The 22,171-nt window shown below is 44.4% G+C and carries 21 protein-coding genes; 5 read left to right on the top strand and 16 right to left on the bottom strand.

Annotation, left to right across the window (positions count from 1 at the left end):
• Positions 1–19: 19 nt before the first annotated feature.
• From hscA to trmJ, 7 genes are all read right to left on the bottom strand, one after another.
• Entirely contained in the window at positions 20–1,870 is a 1,851-nt protein-coding gene (hscA, locus tag OCU50_RS02835; protein WP_060468416.1) for a Fe-S protein assembly chaperone HscA, read from the bottom strand.
• Between the two features lie 22 nt (positions 1,871–1,892).
• Positions 1,893–2,408 carry a co-chaperone HscB gene (hscB, locus tag OCU50_RS02830; protein WP_060468417.1) on the bottom strand — a complete coding sequence of 172 codons (516 nt, stop codon included), beginning with the start codon at positions 2,406–2,408 and terminating at the stop codon, positions 1,893–1,895.
• Between the two features lie 84 nt (positions 2,409–2,492).
• Entirely contained in the window at positions 2,493–2,816 is a 324-nt protein-coding gene (gene iscA / locus OCU50_RS02825; protein ID WP_010440519.1) for an iron-sulfur cluster assembly protein IscA, read from the bottom strand.
• 97 nt (positions 2,817–2,913) lie between these two features.
• Positions 2,914–3,291 carry a Fe-S cluster assembly scaffold IscU gene (gene iscU / locus OCU50_RS02820; RefSeq protein ID WP_060468418.1) on the bottom strand — a complete coding sequence of 126 codons (378 nt, stop codon included), beginning with the start codon at positions 3,289–3,291 and terminating at the stop codon, positions 2,914–2,916.
• Between the two features lie 33 nt (positions 3,292–3,324).
• The gene (locus OCU50_RS02815; RefSeq protein ID WP_017056184.1) at positions 3,325–4,539 is read right to left on the bottom strand and encodes an IscS subfamily cysteine desulfurase; all 1,215 of its coding nucleotides are present in this window, start codon (positions 4,537–4,539) and stop codon (positions 3,325–3,327) included.
• Between the two features lie 27 nt (positions 4,540–4,566).
• Positions 4,567–5,088, bottom strand: a complete 522-nt coding sequence (gene iscR / locus OCU50_RS02810; RefSeq protein ID WP_029626962.1) for a Fe-S cluster assembly transcriptional regulator IscR — start codon at positions 5,086–5,088, stop codon at positions 4,567–4,569.
• Positions 5,089–5,204: 116 nt separating this feature from the next.
• Positions 5,205–5,933 carry a tRNA (cytosine(32)/uridine(32)-2'-O)-methyltransferase TrmJ gene (gene trmJ / locus OCU50_RS02805; RefSeq protein ID WP_060468419.1) on the bottom strand — a complete coding sequence of 243 codons (729 nt, stop codon included), beginning with the start codon at positions 5,931–5,933 and terminating at the stop codon, positions 5,205–5,207.
• Between the two features lie 181 nt (positions 5,934–6,114).
• On the opposite strand from trmJ, the gene suhB reads away from it, so the two are divergent.
• Complete coding sequence (suhB, locus tag OCU50_RS02800; RefSeq protein WP_060468420.1) at positions 6,115–6,918, top strand: inositol-1-monophosphatase; 804 nt, start codon at positions 6,115–6,117, stop codon at positions 6,916–6,918.
• 286 nt (positions 6,919–7,204) lie between these two features.
• Here suhB and secF read toward each other — a convergent pair whose 3' ends face one another.
• The 5 genes from secF to queA all read right to left on the bottom strand — a co-directional run bounded on the left by secF (position 7,205) and on the right by queA (position 12,863).
• Positions 7,205–8,152 carry a protein translocase subunit SecF gene (gene secF, locus OCU50_RS02795; RefSeq protein ID WP_017056180.1) on the bottom strand — a complete coding sequence of 316 codons (948 nt, stop codon included), beginning with the start codon at positions 8,150–8,152 and terminating at the stop codon, positions 7,205–7,207.
• Between the two features lie 14 nt (positions 8,153–8,166).
• On the bottom strand, positions 8,167–10,023 hold the full coding sequence (gene secD / locus OCU50_RS02790; RefSeq protein WP_082710345.1) for a protein translocase subunit SecD: 1,857 nt from the start codon (positions 10,021–10,023) through the stop codon (positions 8,167–8,169).
• A 20-nt stretch (positions 10,024–10,043) separates the two neighbouring features.
• A complete protein-coding gene (gene yajC / locus OCU50_RS02785) occupies positions 10,044–10,373 on the bottom strand; it encodes a preprotein translocase subunit YajC (RefSeq protein WP_010440492.1) in 330 nt (109 codons plus the stop codon).
• A gap of 110 nt (positions 10,374–10,483) precedes the next feature.
• Complete coding sequence (gene tgt / locus OCU50_RS02780) at positions 10,484–11,620, bottom strand: tRNA guanosine(34) transglycosylase Tgt (RefSeq protein WP_017056177.1); 1,137 nt, start codon at positions 11,618–11,620, stop codon at positions 10,484–10,486.
• 190 nt (positions 11,621–11,810) lie between these two features.
• Complete coding sequence (gene queA, locus OCU50_RS02775) at positions 11,811–12,863, bottom strand: tRNA preQ1(34) S-adenosylmethionine ribosyltransferase-isomerase QueA (RefSeq protein ID WP_060468422.1); 1,053 nt, start codon at positions 12,861–12,863, stop codon at positions 11,811–11,813.
• Between the two features lie 335 nt (positions 12,864–13,198).
• On the opposite strand from queA, the gene OCU50_RS02770 reads away from it, so the two are divergent.
• Together OCU50_RS02770 and OCU50_RS02765 are read left to right on the top strand one after the other, a co-directional pair.
• On the top strand, positions 13,199–13,642 hold the full coding sequence (locus OCU50_RS02770; protein ID WP_060468423.1) for a CBS domain-containing protein: 444 nt from the start codon (positions 13,199–13,201) through the stop codon (positions 13,640–13,642).
• Positions 13,643–13,906: 264 nt separating this feature from the next.
• Positions 13,907–15,847: a HAMP domain-containing methyl-accepting chemotaxis protein gene (locus OCU50_RS02765; RefSeq protein ID WP_060468424.1), complete on the top strand. Its 1,941-nt coding sequence runs from the start codon at positions 13,907–13,909 to the stop codon at positions 15,845–15,847.
• A gap of 102 nt (positions 15,848–15,949) precedes the next feature.
• Here the strand turns inward: OCU50_RS02765 and OCU50_RS02760 are convergent, their stop codons facing one another.
• Positions 15,950–16,855 carry a hydrogen peroxide-inducible genes activator gene (locus OCU50_RS02760; RefSeq protein ID WP_060468425.1) on the bottom strand — a complete coding sequence of 302 codons (906 nt, stop codon included), beginning with the start codon at positions 16,853–16,855 and terminating at the stop codon, positions 15,950–15,952.
• A 208-nt stretch (positions 16,856–17,063) separates the two neighbouring features.
• Between OCU50_RS02760 and OCU50_RS02755 the strand changes: the two genes are divergently transcribed.
• Both OCU50_RS02755 and OCU50_RS02750 read left to right on the top strand, forming a co-directional pair.
• On the top strand, positions 17,064–17,672 hold the full coding sequence (locus tag OCU50_RS02755) for a peroxiredoxin C (RefSeq protein WP_004740353.1): 609 nt from the start codon (positions 17,064–17,066) through the stop codon (positions 17,670–17,672).
• A 315-nt stretch (positions 17,673–17,987) separates the two neighbouring features.
• Positions 17,988–18,737: a copper homeostasis protein CutC gene (locus OCU50_RS02750; protein ID WP_060468426.1), complete on the top strand. Its 750-nt coding sequence runs from the start codon at positions 17,988–17,990 to the stop codon at positions 18,735–18,737.
• A 130-nt stretch (positions 18,738–18,867) separates the two neighbouring features.
• Here OCU50_RS02750 and phoU read toward each other — a convergent pair whose 3' ends face one another.
• The 3 genes from phoU to pstA form a co-directional block, all read right to left on the bottom strand.
• Complete coding sequence (gene phoU, locus OCU50_RS02745) at positions 18,868–19,566, bottom strand: phosphate signaling complex protein PhoU (RefSeq protein WP_060468427.1); 699 nt, start codon at positions 19,564–19,566, stop codon at positions 18,868–18,870.
• A 75-nt stretch (positions 19,567–19,641) separates the two neighbouring features.
• Positions 19,642–20,460, bottom strand: coding sequence for a phosphate ABC transporter ATP-binding protein PstB (gene pstB, locus OCU50_RS02740; protein ID WP_017056170.1), 819 nt, complete (start codon positions 20,458–20,460; stop codon positions 19,642–19,644).
• Between the two features lies 1 nt (position 20,461).
• Positions 20,462–22,156, bottom strand: coding sequence for a phosphate ABC transporter permease PstA (gene pstA / locus OCU50_RS02735; RefSeq protein ID WP_060468428.1), 1,695 nt, complete (start codon positions 22,154–22,156; stop codon positions 20,462–20,464).
• Positions 22,157–22,171: the final 15 nt, after the last annotated feature.

Genomic DNA, 22,171 nt, shown 5'->3' with positions numbered 1-22,171 from the left:
CTTATCTATTCTCTAACTATTAAATATTATCGACTGACTGACCTGACAGTGCAGCACGAATTGATTTATCCATACGACGAGAAGCAAAGTCTTGGCTCGCTTTGTCGATATTCTTAATTTCTAGTTCAATGGCATCAGCATTGTCGCCATTACGCACTTCAATCAACACTTCAATCGCTTGAACAAGTTGCTGTTTCCCTTGTTCATCTAGGAGCTCGTCACCATCAGCTTGCATTGCAGCAATCAAGCCTTCGATAACACGATCAGCTTCTACGCGTTGTTCCGCAAGAGCACGTGCTTGCATGTCTTCTTTGGCAAACGTCATCGAGTCTTTCAGCATGTTAGACACTTCGTCGTCGCTTAGGCCGTAAGAAGGTTTAACCTGGATTTCTGCTTGAACGCCAGTGCTCTTCTCCATAGCGGTAACCGATAATAGACCATCAGCATCCACTTGGTAAGTCACACGAATATGCGCCGCTCCCGCTGTCATTGGGGGAATGCCTTTTAGAGCAAAACGAGCCAGTGAACGACAGTCGTCAACCATTTCACGTTCGCCTTGCACGGTATGCACTGTCATTGCAGTTTGACCGTCTTTGAACGTGGTAAACTCTTGTGCGCGAGCCACAGGGATCGTGGTATTACGAGGGATGATCTTTTCGACCAAACCGCCCATGGTTTCAATACCTAAGGAAAGCGGGATAACATCCAGTAGTAACATTTCAGAATCTGGCTTATTGCCGACTAAGATATCCGCTTGAATCGATGCGCCAATCGCAACCACTTCATCAGGGTTAATGCTGGTTAGTGGTGTACGACCAAAGAAGTCACCGACCATTTCACGTACAAGCAATGTGCGAGTTGAACCACCCACCATGACCACTTCGAGAACTTCGTCCGCATCAACGTCTGCATCTTTCAGTGCACGGCGGCACGAAAGCAATGTTTTCTTAACCAGCGGCTTGATGATCTCTTCAAACTCTTCACGAGTTAATGAACCAGACCAACCAAGCACTTCAACATCAACACTTTCAGCTTCAGATAAGCCAATCTTCGCTTCTGTTGCTGCATCTAGCAGAATACGATTCTGTTCTGCTGTTAGTACTGATAAGCCCATTTTCTCTTGAAAGTGCTCCGCGACTAAATGGTCAAAATCATCACCACCTAATGCAGAGTCGCCACCCGTTGCAAGTACTTCAAAAACGCCTTTAGATAGGCGTAAGATAGAGATATCAAACGTACCACCACCTAAGTCATAAACGGCAATGATCCCTTCCCTACCTGAATCTAATCCGTATGCAATGGCTGCAGCCGTTGGTTCATTCAAAAGACGTAAAACATGGAGACCGGCAAGCTGTGCTGCGTCTTTAGTACCTGCACGTTGTGCATCATCAAAATACGCAGGAACGGTAATCACAGCACCAGAGAGCTCCCCACCCAACGTGGACTCAGCACGTTGGCCTAGCGCTCGCAGAATATCTGCTGATACTTGGATTGGGTTCTTGTTGCCTTGCTCAGTGCGAATCACAGGTAGACCATTATCACTTTCTTCAAACTGATATGGCAGAGATGGGTATCGCTGTTGAATATCTGACAGTGAACGACCGATTAATCGCTTTACTGAGATAATGGTATTTTTAGGATCAGTCTGTGCACTTGCACGCGCTTCATCACCCGTTGTGTATGACTCTGACTGATAGTGAACAACGGAAGGCAAAATACTGCGGCCTTGTTGGTCCACGAGAGTGCTCGCCTCACCACTGCGCACTGCGGCAACCAATGAGTTTGTTGTACCTAAATCAATACCCACAGCAAGCTTGTGCTGGTGAGGAGCGGCGCTTTGCCCTGGTTCTGCTATCTGAAGTAGTGCCATGGATGTGTCCTTGTTATACAAACTAGCCGATCAGACGATCTTCAACTAGCTCAATTTCATTCTTTAATTTTGCAATAAACTTAAGCTTTCTTACTCGGTCTGCTGCCTCTAGCCAAGCTTCGCTGTCGAGTTCTTGTTGGATAGCACTTAATTGTTGTTTATACATTTTGCTAACCTTTCCTTCAAATGCAAGTAATGCATCTTCAGGGTTAGAACTGTCGGCAATATCTTCAAGCTCTTCACGCAAGTCCATCTGCTCCATCAGGAACATTGGATCTTGCATGGTTTGCTGCTCGCCGCGAATATCCTCACCGTGTTGAATCAACAGGTATTCAGCACGGCTGATTGGATTCTTCAACACCTGATACGCATCATTGATTTGTGCCGCTTTTTGCACGGCCAATAAGCGATCACGCTCAGAAGCTGTAGCAAATTTATCAGGGTGGAATTGGCGTTGTAGATCTCTAAACTGAGAAGAAAGAAGGCTACCATCCAGTTGAAACTGAAGTGGTAGCCCAAATAATTCGAAATGATTCATTTAACGGTGGTCCTAAGTTTAGGCTTTTTAAACAAAGCCTAATTTTATTCTTCGCTCACAATAAACGCTTAACGATTGAAGTGTTTATACGTTGAAGCTCTCACCACAACCACATTCGCCTTTGGCATTAGGGTTGTTGAATTCAAAACCTTCGTTTAGGCCTTCTTTGACATAATCAAGCTCAGTACCGTCTAGGTAGACTAGGCTCTTTGGATCAATGATAACCTTCACACCTGAATGCTCGAACACTTCGTCTTCTTCGTTAAGCTCGTCAACGAATTCTAGTACATACGCCATACCCGAACAGCCAGTCGTTTTTACCGCTAAGCGTAACCCGATACCTTTACCTCGGTTATCTAGGAAAGCTTGAACTCGGCTTGCTGCCGTATCTGTCATGGTGATGGCCATACTACAACCTTGTGTTTTATATAAATTGAGAACTCAGGGGGAGCACAAAGGATGCTCCCAAATATTGCTTATTTTACGTAATTACTTAATGAAACGATTAACGTTTCTTTTTGTAATCCGCAACGGCTGCTTTGATTGCGTCTTCAGCAAGAATTGAACAGTGAACTTTCACTGGTGGCAACTCTAGCTCTTCGGCAATTTCAGAGTTTTTGATAGCCGCCGCTTCATCAATACTTTTACCTTTAACCCACTCAGTGACTAGTGAGCTAGAAGCGATTGCGCTACCGCAACCATAAGTTTTGAATTTTGCGTCTTCAATAATACCTTCTGCAGATACTTTGATTTGCAGTTTCATTACGTCACCACAAGCTGGTGCGCCAACCATGCCGCTACCAATACTTGGATCTTCTTTATCAAACGAACCTACGTTACGTGGGCTTTCGTAGTGATCAATTACTTTTTCGCTATATGCCATGATAGTTACCTCGAATCCTCTAGTTCCGTGAGATTAGTGATGAGCCCACTCAACAGTGTTCAAATCAATCCCTTCTTTATACATATCCCATAGAGGAGACATGTCGCGTAATTTGTTTACCGCTACACGAATTTGTGCAATCGCGTAGTCGATTTCTTCTTCCGTAGTAAAACGGCCGAATGAGAAACGTACAGAACTGTGTGCGAGTTCGTCGTTTAGACCAAGAGCACGTAGAACGTATGAAGGTTCTAAGCTTGCTGATGTACACGCTGAACCTGATGATACCGCTAGGTCTTTTAGAGACATCAGCAGAGACTCACCCTCAACGAAAGCAAAGCTCACGTTTAGGTTGTGTGGTACACGTTGGTCTAGGTCACCGTTTACCGTTACCGCTTCTAGATCTTGAACCCCTTTCAATAGGCGCTCACGAAGTACTAATGCGTGATCGTAATCTTTCTGCATGTCTTGCTTAGCAACAGCACAAGCTTCGCCCATACCCACGATTTGGTGAGTAGCAAGCGTACCTGAACGGAAACCACGCTCATGACCGCCGCCGTGCATTTGCGCTTCAAGACGAATACGTGGCTTACGACGAACGTAAAGTGCACCGATACCTTTAGGGCCATACATTTTGTGAGCTGAAAGTGAGATTAAGTCAACTTTCATCTCTTGTACGTCTAGTGGAATTTTACCCGCAGACTGAGCCGCATCAACGTGGAAGACGATCTTACGTGAGCGACATAGTTCACCGATTGCAGAGATATCTTGGATGACACCAATCTCGTTATTTACATGCATGATAGAAACTAAAACAGTATCTTCGCGCATTGCAGCTTGTAGCTTGTCTAGATCGATGATGCCGTTTGCTTCAGGTTCAAGGTAAGTTACCTCAAAACCTTCACGTTCTAGTTGGCGACATGGATCAAGAACCGCTTTGTGTTCTGTTTTGCACGTGATTACGTGCTTACCTTTCTTCTCGTAAAAGTGCGCAGCACCTTTGATAGCAAGGTTATCTGACTCTGTAGCACCCGATGTGAAAACAATTTCACGTGGATCTGCATTCAGTAAATCGGCAATTTGCTCACGAGCATTATCTACTGATTCTTCTGCCTGCCAGCCGTAACGGTGTGAACGAGATGCAGGGTTACCGAAGTTACCGTCAATCGTCATACACTGAACCATTTTTTCAGCAACACGTGGATCGACTGGGCATGTAGCTGAATAGTCAAAATAAATAGGCAGTTTCATTTTCTACTCCAATGTAAAAACTGACCGCTAAGAGCGGGCATTGACACCGTGAGGTGCTGCACTAATCGTTGTAGTGCTCGTATTCTTATGTGCAAAACCATTATTAACCGCAAGATCGATATCTTGACGGTCAGAAGTTTCTAAAACTTCGTTATCTTTCATTAGCTCACCGAGCGTAATGTCATTTAAGAAGCTACTGATTCGGGAGCTTAAATCACGCCATAGGGTATGAGTTAAACAACGACTACCACCTTGGCAATCTGCTCGACCGTGACATTTAGTTGCATCAACGGATTCGTCCACTGCGGCAATCACAGTTCCGACAGCGATGTCGCTTGCTTCAGCACCTAAACGGTAACCGCCGCCAGGACCACGAACACTAGCAACTAAACCAGCTTTACGTAACTTAGAAAACAGTTGTTCTAAGTAAGATAACGATATGCCTTGTCGCTCTGAAATATCAGCCAGAGGAACCGGGCTTTTTTGCGAATGCAGTGCTACATCTAGCATAGCTGTTACCGCATATCTTCCTTTAGATGTAAGTTTCATATCACACCGTATCCACATTGTTTATGTGGTTGGAATTTTCCCATACTTGACTAAATTGGTCAAGTATTTAACCAACTAAATTAGTCAAGTATTCACCCATGAATATTATATGGGATTTATTTGTCGCTTTTACTCTTCTCTATTGAAGTCAAAATACCACGTAGAGTGTTGATTTCTTGCAATTCTGGTCGTGCTCGGCTGAACATACGACGTAGCTTATTCATCACCTGACCAGGCTTATCCTTAGAGATAAATTGGGTCTCAATGATCACTTTTTCAAGGTGCTCATAGAACATTTCTAGCTCTTCGTGACGAGGGTATTCATCTTGTTGTTGTGGCTGATATTGGCTAGCCACCATATCAAGGTGTGCAACACGAACCTCGTAGCTCAGAGTCTGTACCGCCATCGCTAGATTTAATGAGCTGTACTCTGGGTTAGCAGGGATACATACGTGATAGTGACATTTCTGCAGTTCATCATTCGTTAAGCCAGTACGTTCACGACCGAACACTAATGCGACTGGATGTTTTTGACCTTCAACAGCAAATTTTTGTCCACACTCACGAGGTTCAAGCATTGGCCACTCAAGCGTACGTGAACGCGCACTTGAACCGACCACCAAGCCACAGTCTTTTACTGCTTCATCAAGCGTAGAAACAATGGCCGCATTTTCTGCGATGTCACCAGCTCCAGCAGCCAGTGCTAAGGTCTGCTCGTCAACTTCACATTGAGGGTCTACAAGAACTAATTGACTCAAACCCATCACTTTCATTGCGCGAGCTGCTGAGCCGATATTTCCCGAATGAGACGTACCGACCAGAACGACTTTTACATTGTCTAACATGCTATATGACACCACTTTAAAATTAATCGCGAGATATTAACACATAGCAAAGTAAAATGGTCAGACCCTTCGCGGAATGTGAATTCAAGAGTTCAAAAAACAACCACTTCCTTTTTACGGAAACTTTGGTATACTCGCCGCCGCTTTAAATTGTTCTTTAACATCTTGTGGGAAAAACCATATGCATCCAATGCTAAACATTGCGATACGCGCTGCGCGTAAAGCTGGCAACCATATTGCAAAATCTCTAGAAACAACAGATAAGATCGAAACGTCTTTGAAAGGTAACAACGATTACGTTACTAACATTGCTGAAGAAGCTGAGTACATGATCATCGAGACAATCAAAGCATCTTACCCAGAGCACAGCATTATTTCTGAAGAGAAAGGCCTAACTGAAGGTAAAGACTCTGACGTACAATGGATCGTTGACCCACTCGATGGCACCAACAACTTTGTAAAAGGTTTCCCTCACTTCTCTGTATCTATCGCAGTTCGCATGAACGGCCGTACAGAAGTAGCTTGTGTTTATGACCCAATGCTAAACGAGCTATTCACCGCTCAACGTGGCGCTGGCGCACAGCTTAACAACGCTCGTATGCGTGTTACTCAACTAAAAGACCTTCAAGGTACTGTTCTAGCGACTGGTTTCCCATTCAAGCAAAAACAACACTCTGAATCTTTCATGAAGATCATCTCTGGTCTATTCATCGACTGTGCTGATTTCCGTCGTACAGGCTCTCCTGCTCTTGACCTATGTTACCTAGCAGCTGGCCGTGTTGATGGTTACCTAGAACTAGGCCTTAAGCCATGGGACCTAGCTGCTGGCGATCTAATCGCTCGTGAAGCTGGTGCTATCATGACTGACTTTGCTGGCGGTACTGATTACATGGCTTCTGGTAACGTTGTTGCTTCAAGCGCACGTGGTGTTAAGTCTATTCTTAAGCACGTTCGTGAGAACGCTAACGAAGGTATGCTGAAGTAATTCAGACCTTACGTTAACGCTCCCTGTTTCAAGGGCGCACAGAAATTCCAAAGCCTCGCTACTGCGAGGCTTTTTTGTACCTGCGATTCAAAGATACGAGATACGAGATACGAGATACGAGATACGAGATACGAGATACGAGATACGAGCAGGGTGGCTCTTAGTTACATTAAGTACAACTCACTTCGCCGATAAATTGCTTGAGCTTTCCCACAAAATGCAGACGTAAAAAAACCGCTAGTTGCCTAGCGGTTTTTTGGTTTACCGAAACTTGTTAAGCCAAGGCCTAAGGCATTTCTTCAAACTCTTCACCTTCTTTTTCCACTTGTGGTGGCATTAGGTGCTCACGTGTAATACCCAACTTCATAGCCAGTGCTGATGCAACGTAGATAGAAGAGTAAGTACCAACCGTAATACCTAACAGAAGTGCGGTTGCGAAACCGTGAATCATAGCACCGCCCTGTACAAACAGTGCGATAACTACGAATAGCGTGGTACCAGAAGTGATCAATGTACGGCTCAATGTTTGTGTGATTGAGTTGTTCAGTACTTCAGGCGCTTCACCTTTACGCATCTTACGGAAGTTCTCACGAATACGGTCGAATACAACGATGGTATCGTTGAGGGAGTAACCGACTACCGTTAGCAAGGCTGCTACGATGGTTAGATCCACCTCAATTTGCATTAGAGAGAACACACCAAGTGTGATGATAACATCGTGCGCCAGTGCTAATACCGCACCCGCAGCCAAACGCCATTCAAATCGGACTGATACGTAGATCAATATACAGATAAGAGAAACGATGATAGCAAGGCCACCAGCTTCTGTTAGTTCATCACCCACGTTAGGGCCTACGAACTCGATACGGCGCATTTCAACTTGCTCACCAGTACCGTCTTTAATAGCAGCCAGAATCTGGTTACCAAGCGTTTCGCCTGCAACACCGTCACGCGGGCGTAAACGAACCATAACCTCACGTGCCGACCCAAAGTTCTGTACCGTTGCATCTCCGAAGCCTTCAGCTTCTAGTGAGCTACGGATATCGGGTAGGTTTGCTGGTTGCTCAAAACCGACTTCAATCAGAGTACCGCCTGTAAAATCTAACCCCCAGTTCAACGATTTCGTTGTTAAGGTAAAGATGGCAGTACCAATCATCAAGATAGAAAACACAAAGGCAAATTTTGACCAACGCATAAAGTCGATCATTTTTTCTGCTTTTAGAATCTGAAACATATTAATTCCTAGCCTTAGATCGACAGTTTCTTAACGCGTTTACCACCATACATCAGGTTCACGATGCAACGTGTTCCGATAATAGCTGTAAACATTGAAGTCAAGATACCAATTGATAACGTTACCGCGAAACCTTTAATCGCACCGGTACCGACAGCAAATAGAATAATTGCTGTTAGTAGTGTGGTGATATTGGCATCGGCGATAGTGCTGAATGCGTTCGCGTAACCTTGGTGAATCGCTTGCTGCGGACTACGTCCATCTCGAAGCTCTTCACGTATACGCTCAAAGATCAGAACGTTGGCATCAACCGCCATACCGACCGTCAATACGATACCAGCAATACCTGGCAGGGTCATAGTCGCCCCCGGAATCATCGACATTACACCGATAATCAACACCAAGTTAGCCATTAGCGCAATGTTCGCAATAAGACCAAAGCTACGGTAGTAAAGCAGCGTGAATAGCATAACTGCAGCCATACCCCAAACCATCGCCATGATACCCATATCGATGTTTTGTTGACCCATAGATGGACCAATCGTACGTTCTTCTACAATCGAGATAGGCGCAATCAAAGCACCCGCACGCAGTAGAAGTGCCAAGTTATGAGCTTCAGCCGTTGAGTCGATACCAGTAATACGGAAGTTACGACCAAGCGCTGATTGAATTGTCGCTTGGTTAATGACTTCTTCGTGCTTACTTAGGATCACTCGGCCTTCAGGTGTTTTACGACCACTGTCTTTGTACTCTGCAAATACGGTTGCCATTAGCTTACCGATGTTCTTTTTAGAGAAAGCCGACATCTTGCTACCACCTTCGCTGTCTAACGAGATGTTAACTTGTGGACGACCATACTCATCAACACTAGAGCTTGCATCAGTAATACTTGAACCGCCTAAGATAACGCGCTTCTCAAGTACCACAGGACGACCATCACGATCTTGCTTGATCTCACTCCCCGCAGGAGCACGACCAGAAGCGGCTGCAGCTAAATCTGCACTGCTATCGACTTCACGGAATTCAAGAGTCGCGGTTGCGCCTAAAATTTCTTTAGCGCGAGCCGTGTCTTGAACACCTGGCAATTCCACTACGATACGGCTAGCACCTTGACGTTGAACCAAAGGCTCAGCGACACCAAGTTCGTTAACACGGTTACGTAGAATAGTAATGTTTTGCTCTACCGCGTAGTTGCGGATTTCTTGAAGGCGAGTTTCCGTGAAGTTAGCTACCAAAGAGAAACGACCGTTAGATGCAGAATCTACGAACGTCATATCTTGGTGTTGAGATTGCAGTAACGATTTCGCTTCAGCAAGCTGCTCTTCATTACGCAGAAGCACTTCAACGGCATCTTTACCCGATGGGCGAATTGCACGGTAACGAATCTTTTCTTCACGAAGTTCGCTGCGGAACGCTTCTTCTTGTTGGCCAACGAGCTTTTCCATTGCAGCGTCCATATCCACTTCCATTAAGAAGTGAACACCACCACGTAGGTCAAGACCCAGTTTCATTGGTGCAGCACCAATAGATTCAAGCCAATCAGGGGTTGAAGCTGCTAAGTTTAAAGCAACGATAACGTCATCGCCTAGTGCCTCTGTGATGATATCACGGGCGCTAATTTGCGTATCTGTATCGTTAAAGCGAACAAGAATGGAACCGTTTTCTAAAGCAACGGATTTAGTAGAAAGGCTCTCTGCTTCAAGAGCATTGGTGACAACATCCAGCGTAGACAGATCTACAGAGGCGCCACGCGCCCCTGTAACTTGAACTGCCGGATCTTCACCGTATATATTTGGAAGTGCGTATAGCGCAGTGATAGCAATGGCAAACACCACCATCAAATACTTCCATAACGGATAACGGTTTAGCACAGCGAGGATCCTCTAGCTGTTTATAGAGATTTCAGAGTACCTTTTGGTAGCACTGCTGTAACGAAGTCTTTTTTGATAACGACTTCGTTGTTTGCATTCAGTTCGATAGCAACGTAGTCGCTGTCTTCAGCAATCTTAGTGATCTTGCCAATTAGGCCGCCGCTTGTAAGAACTTCGTCGCCTTTGCCCATAGAAGACATAAGGTTCTTGTGCTCTTTAACACGCTTCGCTTGTGGACGGTAGATCATGAAGTAGAAGATCACAGCGAACATACCTAGCATGATAAGCATTTCGAAACCGCCGCCTGCTGGTGCACCTTCTGCTGCTGCGTGAGCTTGAGAAATAAACATTAAAAACATCCTCTATTATATTTTGGTAATTGTTTGTCTAATTGGGTTATATCCCTTTATTTTCAAGCCCCACCTCTTGGAAGAGAGATAGGGCTCGCAAAAAAGAAATACTAAGATTCTTTGCCTAGTGGTGGCACTTCACGCCCCATTCTTGCGTAGAACTCTGCAACGAACTCTTCAAAGCGGTCTTCATCGATAGACTGACGAATGTCTGACATTACTCGTTGGTAGAAACGCAGGTTATGAATCGTGTTCAGTCGAGCACCTAGGATTTCGTTACAACGATCCAAATGGTGTAAGTACGACTTGCTGTAGTTCTTACAAGTGTAACAGTCACACTCTGAATCTAGTGGTGTTGTATCGGTTTTATGCTTCGCATTACGGATCTTGATCACACCTTCAGTCACAAATAGGTGGCCGTTACGTGCATTTCGCGTTGGCATTACGCAGTCAAACATGTCGATACCACGACGAACACCTTCAACCAAGTCTTCAGGTTTGCCTACGCCCATTAGGTAACGTGGCTTATCTTCCGGCAGTTGAGGACATGTGTGCTCAAGAATGCGGTGCATATCTTCTTTTGGTTCGCCTACTGCTAGGCCACCAACTGCGTAACCGTCAAAACCAATTTCAGTTAGGCCTTTAACAGATACATCACGGAGGTCTTCGTACACACCACCTTGAACGATGCCGAATAGTGAGTTCGGGTTTTCAAGCTTGTCGAAGTGGTTGCGTGAACGCTCAGCCCAACGAAGAGACATCTCCATTGAGTCTTTTGCTTCTTTGTGTGTCGCTGGGTAAGGCGTACACTCGTCAAAGATCATGACGATATCTGAACCTAAATCTTTTTGGATTTCCATCGACTTCTCAGCGTCCATGAAGATCTTGTCACCGTTGACAGGGTTACGGAAATGAACACCCTCTTCAGTGATTTTACGCATTGCACCTAGGCTGAATACTTGGAAGCCACCTGAATCTGTCAGGATAGGACCGTGCCAGTTCATGAAATCGTGCAGGTCACCGTGCATTTTCATGATTTCTTGACCAGGACGTAACCATAGGTGGAATGTGTTACCTAATAGGATTTCAGCACCTGTGTCTTTTACTTCTTCAGGTGTCATACCTTTTACAGTACCGTAAGTACCTACGGGCATGAATGCTGGGGTTTCAACGGTACCGCGTTCAAACTGAAGTTGACCACGACGTGCGCCGCTATTAGTTTTTTTAAGTTCGTATTTTAATTTCACGAAGCCTCCAATATGCCAGAGAAACAATCTGACTGTTAATTCAGAACCTTAAGCCAAACAAAAGTTCAGTCTAGTGGGTTCTATGAGGAGCGGTCGCGTATTCCTTGCGAGAGATTAGACAGACACCCTGCCCGACTCCTAGCTTACTGCTAGCACCCGTAAATTTTTGTATCGCTTAAACCAGCTTAAATTAGCTCGTTTTCTTATTGATGAACATCGCATCGCCGTAGCTGAAGAAACGATATTCGCTCTTCACGGCGTGATCGTATGCGCCCATCACATTGTCGTAACCAGCAAATGCACTCACCAACATAATCAATGTTGATTCTGGTAGGTGAAAGTTAGTAATCAAGCAATCCACCAACTGATATTCGTAACCTGGGAAGATAAAGATTTCTGTGTCACCAAAGAAAGGGACTAACTCTGTGCCTTTATTACGTGCATCTTGCGCTGCACTTTCTAGTGAACGAACCGATGTTGTACCAACCGCAATAATACGCCCGCCACGCGCTTTTGCAGCCGCTACGGCATCCACCACTTCTTGCGGTACTTCAACGTACTCAGCATGCATGTGGTGATCATTGATGTTGTCCACTTTTACGGGCTGGAATGTGCCAGCTCCAACGTGAAGCGTCACGTAAGCAAACTCAACACCTTTCTCTTTCATACCAGCCATCAGCTTGTCATCAAAGTGAAGGCCTGCTGTTGGCGCTGCAACCGCACCCGGCTTTTCATTATAGACAGTCTGGTAGCGCTCTTTATCTGCATCTTCATCAGGGCGATCGATATAAGGAGGCAGTGGCATATGACCAACACTGTTAAGAATCTCTAATACGCTTTGATCAGAGGTGAAATGGATTTCAAATAACGCATCATGACGCGCCACCATTTCAGATTCATACTCATCATTCTCACCAAGGAACAGCTTAGTGCCCGGCTTCGGTGATTTAGAACAACGAACATGCGCAAGAATGCTTTTCTCATCGAGCATACGCTCAACCAGCACTTCAAGCTTACCGCCTGATGCCTTGCGACCGAATACACGAGCAGGAATAACACGAGTGTTATTAAAAACAACAAGATCGCCTGGTTCAACCAAGTCTAAAACGTCTTTAAACGAACCATCTGTCAGGTTGCCATTATTGCCGTCTAATTTAAGCAGGCGGCTTGCTGTACGCTCTTCTTGAGGGTAGCGAGCAATAAGTTCATCTGGTAGGTCAAAGTGAAAATCTGAAACTTGCATGTGTCTAGTCTTGTCTTAGTTGATGAGATTTGTGCCGTTGACGAATAATAAATCGTTGTCGCTAATCATTCGTTACGGCCAGTAAATCGTTACCGTAAACAAAGCGCAAACACGACTAAAAATTTCGCAGTGGGCTAGTATAGGCACACGAGCCGCAATAGCAAGGTTTACGGCAAGTGATTATTGTAAAGAGGCGTAAAATAATGCTACCGACTCATCGCTTCAAGTTAGATAATTAGTTGCATAAAACTGTTTCAAAAATGCGCCAGCTCTCAGTTATTTTTTAGATAAAAAACTATAGTGATAACAACAAATAAAAAAATAAGGAGGTTCGTATGATCAAGGTTGAAGATATGATGACTCGCAACCCTCATACTCTATTGCGCTCACACTCACTGGCCGATGCTAAACACATGATGGAAGCGCTTGATATCCGCCATGTCCCAGTAGTTGATGCTGACAGAAAGCTACTTGGTGTTGTTACCCAACGAGACGTTCTCGCCGCTCAAGAATCCAGCCTACAAAATATCCCACAAGCTCAATCTTTTACTCTTGCCACTCCCCTCAATGACATTATGCACAAAAGCGTTATGTCGGTAGAACCGCGTGCAGGATTAAAAGAGTCAGCTATCTATATGCAGAAACACAAAGTGGGCTGCTTGCCTGTCGTAGAAAATTATGAATTAGTGGGTATTATTACAGACAGTGACTTCGTCACGATAGCGATCAACCTACTAGAACTACAAGAAGATGCGGAGCCAGAAGAAGTCGAAAATTAATCCACTTATTTTACTCGCAATAACCTCTGGAGCCTTTTTATCTAAGGCTCTTCACATATCGAAACTCAAACGCCTCTAAACCTCCCCTCTTTTTTAAAAAACTAGAAACTAGCTACCAAAAAACAAGAATATCAACAACCTACTTTACACATCATCCTTAGATGTAAAAATATAGTGAAACAGCACTATTTATTAATATATTTATCATTAGAATGATGACGAATTATTAAGAATAAAAAAGCGGCTTCACTAGGAAATATATTTATGAGTTTAAAGAAATTGCTGTCCTTGGGTTTTGGTGTGATTCTCACGCTAATTTTGGTTATTTCAATCGTTGCTTCATTACGCTTTTATCAATCGAGTGATGGGTTTAATAGCTACCGTTCCCTTGCATTGACCAGTGTCTCGACAGGGCGAATCCAAGCCAACATACTGGAAGCTCGTTTGTCTGCACTTAAATATATTAAGAACCCGATTCCTTCACATATATCTGAATTGAGTAGACGTATCACAGCATCAAATCAATTGATCGATGACCTACTAGACTCTCGCTTTGACAACCTGAACAAAAGTGAATTTCTGATGATAAAGAAGCAGCTTGAGCAATACAGCCATGGCTTTAGCAAAGTTGTTCAATTGGTCAATACGGAAAATAATCTAGTTCAAGAAACTTTAGACCCATCAGGTATCGATATGCGAAAAGCAGTAACGAGCTTGATGCTCCAAGCTTCGGTCGAAGAGGATTTAGAGGTTGCCGCAAGTTCAGGGGAACTTCAACAGCATGTCTTACTATCAAGATTGTACGCCTCTAAGTTTTTGGCCAGCAATAAAACAGAAGATGCTCAGCGTGCTGAAAAAGAGCTGTCCTCTGCAGCATTAATAGCAAAAGCTATCGAATCGCAGTTAATGTCGATGGAGCAAATCGGCCACCTAAACGACTTTACTAATGCTTCCAAAATTTATCGCTCCACATTTTCGAAGGTCGCTAACACAATAAACGAGCGCAACAGCATCATTACAGAGACACTTGATCTTGCTGGTATCAATGCGGCTAAAACCATTGAAGAAATCAAACTATCGACACAAGCAAAACAAGATTCTGTCGGGCCTAGTATGGTCGAGCGATTTTCTAGTGCTCAGTGGGTTCTCGGCGTTCTTTCTATTATTGTTGTAGCGGCTTCCCTGAGTATTGCCATCTCAATTTACCGCAGTGTTTGGAAGGTAGTAGGAGGAGAGCCGAGTGATATCCAATCAATTGTTGCTGAGGTTGCTTCTGGTGATCTTTCTAAGCAGATCCCAATTACAGGTAAAGAAACCGGTATATACGCTAACACTTTAGCGATGCGCCAGGAACTGCGCCGAATCATTGATGGTTTCCACCAAATTTCAGACAACGTTTCAGCAGCCTCAGTTGAGCTAGCCGCAGTGATGAGTCAGACCGAAGGAAATGCCAAACAAGAACTGAGTCAAATGGAACAAATAGCAACCGCTATCAATGAGCTCTCCAGTACGGCAAATGAGGTTAGTCAAAATGCGGCTAGCGCTGAGAATGCAGCAACCGGCGCAACTTCCAATGTAAAAGAGGGGGGCGTTTCACTCGATAGATCCGATGATATTTCTCGCAAGGTTGAAGACTCGATCGAAGAGACATCAAACATTGTCAATCAACTGCAAGAGTACTCAGTGGAGATCGGCACTGTTATTGAAGTGATCAACGCCATATCGGATCAAACTAACTTACTAGCGCTAAACGCAGCCATTGAAGCGGCTCGAGCTGGCGAGCAAGGAAGAGGTTTTGCAGTGGTTGCTGATGAGGTTCGTTCTCTGGCCGCTAAAACACAACAGTCAACTATCGACATTCAAGAAATAATATCTCGACTTCAAGCACAAGCGAAAGATGCTAATCAATTCATGCAATCTAACCTGTCGCTAGCCGTGGAGTCTCGTCATTACAGCGAACAGCTTAGAACTGCATTTGCATCAATCACTGAATCCGTTGGCCTGATTTCAGATATGAATACACAAGTCGCGACAGCATCTGAAGAACAGTCTGGGGTCACACAGGACATTTCACAAAATGTTTCTTTAACCTTTGATATTGTCCACCAAAATGTCTCTGGAATCGAGCAAAGCAAACAAGCAAGTGAAGAGCTGTCTTCATTAGCTGTGAAACAAAAAGACTTACTGAGCTTTTTCAAAATATAACGTTATAAACGCCACTATTGTGGCGTTTTTCTTATCGAATGACGTTACAAAAAGATCGACTTAACTCACCGCTCAAAATTAGGTTTGATGCTTCAATATTGTCTACAACAATTCAGAAACCACATCGGCTAATTGGTGAAATGTTTCACGACGCGAAGAGCTTGGGCGCCATACAAGGCCAATATCGCGGTAGGCCTTTTGACCTGGCGGATCGATAACCACGAGATTCTGATTCTCAAGCAAACCGTGATCGATAGCCATCTGAGGAATAAAGGTGGTTCCTAAGCCATTTGCCACCATTTGCACTAGTGTGTGTAAGCTTGTTGCAGTGAACGGGTTGATCTTCTCTTTATCGGTTAACTTACAGGCTGACACTGCATGCTCTGTTAAACAGTGCTCGTTCTCCAACAAGAATACAGACTCGTCAGGCAAGTCAGCGTATTTAATAGGAACACGAATGCCATCTGCTTGATTACGACTGATCACCATTCTAAAAGGATCTTGCCCCACAACTTTGCTTTCCATGTTGTCGATATCGACAGGCAGAGCCAGAATCAACACGTCCAACTCACCATGACGCAGCGCAGCTAATAGGTTAGTTGTCGTGTCTTCACGTAACAGCAAGTTCAACTGTGGGAAGCGTTGATTCGCTTCTTGTACCAAATCGCATAATAGGAACGGGGCAATAGTAGGGATACATCCCAGCCGCAGCTGACCTTGCATCGTATCGCCATTGCACAAACTACCAAGCTCGACTAAGTCTTGCCCTTTCGCCAATAGCTCTCGACCATACTTCACCACCAGCTCACCCGCTTGAGTAAAAACTAATGGGCTCTTTTTATCTTTCTTCTCATAAAGAGGGCAACCAATCAGCTCCTCTAAATTTTGAATACCTTTACTTAATGTAGATTGACTGACGAAACAGCGATCAGCTGCATCACTAAAGTGACGAGTTTCGTGAAGCGTAACAAGATAGTGAAGTTGCTTAAGACTTGGCCATTTATTCATGAAATTACTTTGTAATATGAGTAGGATAAATTAGGTAAAGGTCATCAGACCTAAGGACTGGGCAAAGAATAAGCTCATCGTTTTTTTCGATTAACTTAATCTATTTAATTCGCTTTTTTCTATAGTACATATTGTACTATAGTTTGTCCCGTAGAAACGGAGCCCAAACAAAGATGTGTTGGGCCAACTAATTTTTAGGAGATTCCAAATGGTACTAGTAGGTCGTCAAGCCCCTGACTTTACTGCAGCAGCTGTTCTAGGTAACGGTGAGATCGTTGATAACTTCAACTTCGCAGAATTCACTAAAGGTAAGAAAGCGGTAGTTTTCTTCTACCCACTAGACTTCACTTTCGTTTGTCCTTCAGAGCTAATCGCTTTCGACAACCGTCTAGAAGATTTCCAAGCTAAAGGCGTTGAAGTAATCGGTGTTTCTATCGATTCACAATTCTCTCACAACGCATGGCGTAACACCGCTATCGCTGACGGCGGTATCGGTCAAGTTAAATACCCTCTAGTTGCTGACGTTAAGCACGAAATCTGCAAAGCATACGATGTTGAGCACCCAGAAGCAGGTGTTGCTTTCCGTGGTTCTTTCCTAATCGATGCTGACGGTCTTGTACGTCACCAAGTAGTTAACGATCTTCCGCTAGGTCGTAACATCGACGAAATGCTACGCATGGTAGACGCACTAAACTTCCACGAGAAGAACGGTGAAGTTTGTCCTGCACAATGGGAAGAAGGTAAATCAGGTATGGACGCATCTCCAAAAGGTGTTGCAGCATTCCTATCTGAGCACGCTGACGACCTAAGCAAGTAATTACCTCTTAAGCCCGAACTCAACACGGGTTAATGGTTGGATGAATCTCTTTAAAGAGAAATAAGCATAAGCTAATAGCGCAAAGCGCACCGCCAATCAGTTAAGAAGTAAAGTCTTATTCAAAGCCCGAAGTTAACGCTTCGGGCTTTTTGTTTTCCTCTATCCAACATCAATGATCCCACGCCATTTACCTAGCCATGAATTGAGGTAACCGCAAGACCAAACTTTACCCCTATTTTCCTCTGTTACCATCTATTCAAAATCGCATCTAGATTGCTATTATTTCATCAATATCTTTTTGAACGGATAAATAGGATGAACACTGAAATTGAAGTGTGTATTGATAACTTAGAATCCTTACACAATGCCTTATCTGGCGGAGCAAATCGAATTGAGCTTTGCTCCTCACTCGCTTTAGGTGGACTAACGCCGAGCTTTGGAATGATGAAGCAAGCCGCTCAGATTTCATCGGTTCCGGTATACGCTATGATACGCCCACGACAGGGCGACTTCATTTTCGATGACGACGATATGCTCTGCATGCTGGAAGACATTGAAGCGAGCTCTAAAGCAGGATTGAATGGAGTGGTGCTAGGAGTATTAATGCCTAACGGAAGTATTGATATGCCGAAAATGCAGCAACTGGCAGACAAAGCACACTCCTTAGAACTAGGAATCACTTTTCATAGAGCCATTGATCATAGCTCTGATTACCAAACGGCGTTAGAACAAGTTATTTCACTTGGATGTGAAAGAGTTCTAACATCCGGGCTTGCTGTTAATGCCGAGCAGGGAGTCAATGTATTGGCAGACATGGTCACACAAGCGAATGGTAGAATCGATATCATGGCAGGCGCTGGCGTAAACGCGACTAACGCTAAAGTGATTCAAAGCACCACCCAAGTACCCGCACTTCACCTTTCAGGGAGATCCACAAGAGCTAGCCGAATGGAAAACAGCTCGTCCGCTCAAATGGGGAGTGATGATATTGATGATTACCAGATTCCTGTCACTGACGCCAACAAGGTATTTGATGTGAGGGTCGCTTTAACGATTAAAGAGTAATAACCACTAACATAAGTCGAAGAGTACCAAATTGCCGAATCTCACTCATGCCATATTAAGTTCAGTACGGTCACTGCCAACTGTCGGTTTAAGTCGTATGGGAAGCACTTTTCGAAGGGACGAGTTCAATCTATTTTAGTGCGTCATCTAGGCTTTGTTCACCTAGATGTCGAACATCTTTTCCCTTAACAAAATAGATAATATATTCGCAAATATTTTGACAACGGTCGCCCACTCGTTCAATAGCACGAGCTGACCACATAACCTGTAAGATAATAGGTATATTCTTCGGCTCTTCCATCATGTAAGTCATTAGCTGACGAATTACAGCTTCGTATTCAGCGTCTAGCTTATCATCAAGCTTATGTACTTCAGCCGCGGCATCAACATCCATACGTGCAAATGCATCCAATACCTGATGGAGCATAGTTATCGCTTGACGACAAAGAGGCTCTAAAGAAACATGAAACTTCTGGTCTTTGGCCGAGGGGGCCTCTATCGCGCCTTGCGCTATTTTAGAAGCGACATCACCAATTCTTTCCAAATCAGTAATCGTTTTGATGATAGCCATAATCAAACGAAGGTCTTTTGCGGTGGGCTGACGCTTAGCAATAATACGGGTGCATGCCTCATCGATAGACACTTCCATCGCATTCACTTTATGATCGTCACGAATCACTTTCTTAGCCAGTTCAACGTCATCTCTGTGAAGCGCTTGCATTGCAAATGAAAGTTGCTGTTCCACGAGCCCACCCATGGTGAGTACGTGAGTACGGATCGACTCTAATTCGACGTTAAATTGCCCTGAAATGTGGCGACCGAAATGCATATCAGCTCCTTGCAAAGAAATAAATCAAACCGTTTATATAGAGTGGTTTAACTCTAGGTGGCACCAACTCAAAAGTTAACCGTACCTACCTGTAATGTAGTCTTCTGTTTGATTTTTCAATGGCGACGTAAATATTGAGTCCGTATCTGAGTACTCGATCAATTTCCCCATATGAATGAAAGCAGTATGGTCACTAACACGAGCAGCCTGTTGCATGTTATGAGTCACGATTACCACGGTATATTGTGTTTTTAGCTCGTTGATTAACTCTTCAATAGTCAAAGTAGAAATTGGATCCAAGGCCGATGTTGGCTCATCTAGCAAAAGTACTTCCGGTTCAATCGCAACCGCTCGAGCAATAACTAATCGTTGCTGTTGGCCGCCAGATAAACCAAAGGCATTCTCATGCAAACGATCTTTTACTTCATCCCATAACGCCGCTGCGCGTAATGAACGCTCAACCGCATCATCAAGATCACGACTATTACTCAGACCTTGCAGCCTCAACCCATAAACCACATTCTCATAGATGGATTTAGGGAAAGGATTCGGGCGTTGAAATACCATACCAACACGACGTCTTAAGGTCGCTACATCAACCTTAGGATGATAAACATTGTTTCCGTACAACTTCACTTTGCCGGAGACTTTGCAGCCTTCAACAAGATCGTTCATACGGTTAATACAGCGAAGCAGTGTCGACTTTCCACAACCCGAAGGACCGATAAAAGCCGTCACCTGCCCTTTAGGTATTGTCATCGAGATATCATCAAGTGCCTGCGCTTCTTTGTAGTATAGGTTCAGCCCTTCAATCGAGATGGCTGTTTGCTCTTCAGTTAGGTTGTGCACATCTAAAGGTGCTTGATAACCCAAGGTTTCATTAATTGAGAACATCTTAATCTTGTCCTAAGGTTCGGTACTTTTCACGCAAGTTATTTCGAATATTAATCGCGGTCAGGTTCAACCCAACAATCACAGTAACCAACAAAAATGATGTCGCATAAACTAGGGGTCTTGCCGCTTCTATGTTTGAGGTTTGAAAACCCACATCATAAATGTGAAAGCCCAAATGCATAAATTTTCTGTCGAGATGCACATATGGGAACTGAGCATCGACCGGTAAGCTCGACGCTAATTTCACCACACCCACTAGCATTAATGGCGCCACTTCTCCCGCAGCACGTGCTACAGCCAGAATAAGCCCGGTAATAATCGCAGGGCTCGCCATCGGTAAAACGATACGCCACAAGGTTTCAGACGGGGTTGCCCCCAAAGCGAGAGAACCATGCCTCACAGAACTCGGGATTCGCGTTAACCCTTCCTCCGCGGTCACAATCACTACAGGTAATGTTAACACAGCCAGAGTCAATGCTGACCACAACAAGCCTGGTGTACCAAATGTCGGCGCTGGTAAACGCTCCGCGTAGAACAACGAATCTATAGAACCACCAATGGTGTAAACAAAAAAGCCTAAACCAAATACACCATAAACGATGGATGGCACACCCGCTAAGTTAATAACCGCAATGCGAATCAAGCGAGTTAGCGCATTGTTTTTTGCGTATTCATTTAGATAAATCGCGGCAATGACACCAAGTGGCATAACGACAATCGACATGATCAGCACTAAAAGTACCGTACCGAAAATCGCAGGGAACACCCCCCCTTCAGAATTGGACTCCCTAGGTTTTTCAGATAAGAACTTCCAGACCTGCTCACACCAATGCAGCACTTTCTCTGGGTAGGTCATCTGATTTGGGAACCAAAAGTCTAAGATCTCACTCAGCGGAATCTCAACAACTTTGCCCGTCATATCTTCAACCATCAGAGTATCGAGGTTGAGCTGTTGTCTTAAAGAATCGAGTTGATATTCTCCCGAGGCGAGTTCACTTCTTAAAGCCAAACGTTTAGACTCGAGCTCTTGTCGCTCTGTATCTGACAGGTTGTCATTGAGCTCTTTTTTACGCTTTTCTAAACGTAATTGCTCTAACGCCCAACTTGTTGTGCGGACTGTTTGGTTAACGATCTTTTTAATTTCATCACGCAGCGTGTCGGCGTGAGTTAAGCCTTCAACCAGTTCTTTCTCGATATCATCGGTTAGAACACCGTCAGCACTCCTAAAGCCAACCGGCTTTCCGAAGAAGTACCCACCGCGGCTACGCTCGATCACAGCCCACTCTTCTGGTGTGGTTGGTTCTTTAAGGTTCACCTCAAGAATAGATACGAAATCCGCAGGGTACAGTTCGCGGTTAGCAATTTTGATACTAAGACGTCGAACTGCCCCTTTATCAATAATCTCTTGCGGCAACTTCTTATCTTGCACATTCGACAGTTGTTCAACCGGAATGTATTTACGATCATAGAGTTGACCGATTAAACGGTTCTTTGCCATCTCTTGATGCTGAAATGGCACATTTGCAAGACTTTCTGTTTCATTCACTTGCCATTGGTACAGGGGCGCAGGCCAGAAATAGGTTAACCCTTTCCAGCCAATAAATAAGATCAGGCCAAGTACCGACAGCATACTAATACTAACGGCACCACCAGTTAACCATATCCAAGGAGATCCCGATTTAATCCACTTAAACATGAAGAAGCTCTCTTA

Source organism: Vibrio toranzoniae, assembly GCF_024347655.1.
GTDB lineage: Bacteria > Pseudomonadota > Gammaproteobacteria > Enterobacterales > Vibrionaceae > Vibrio > Vibrio toranzoniae.
The sequence above is the reverse complement of the archived record's forward strand: the minus strand, read 5'-3'. Positions and strand labels throughout refer to the sequence as shown.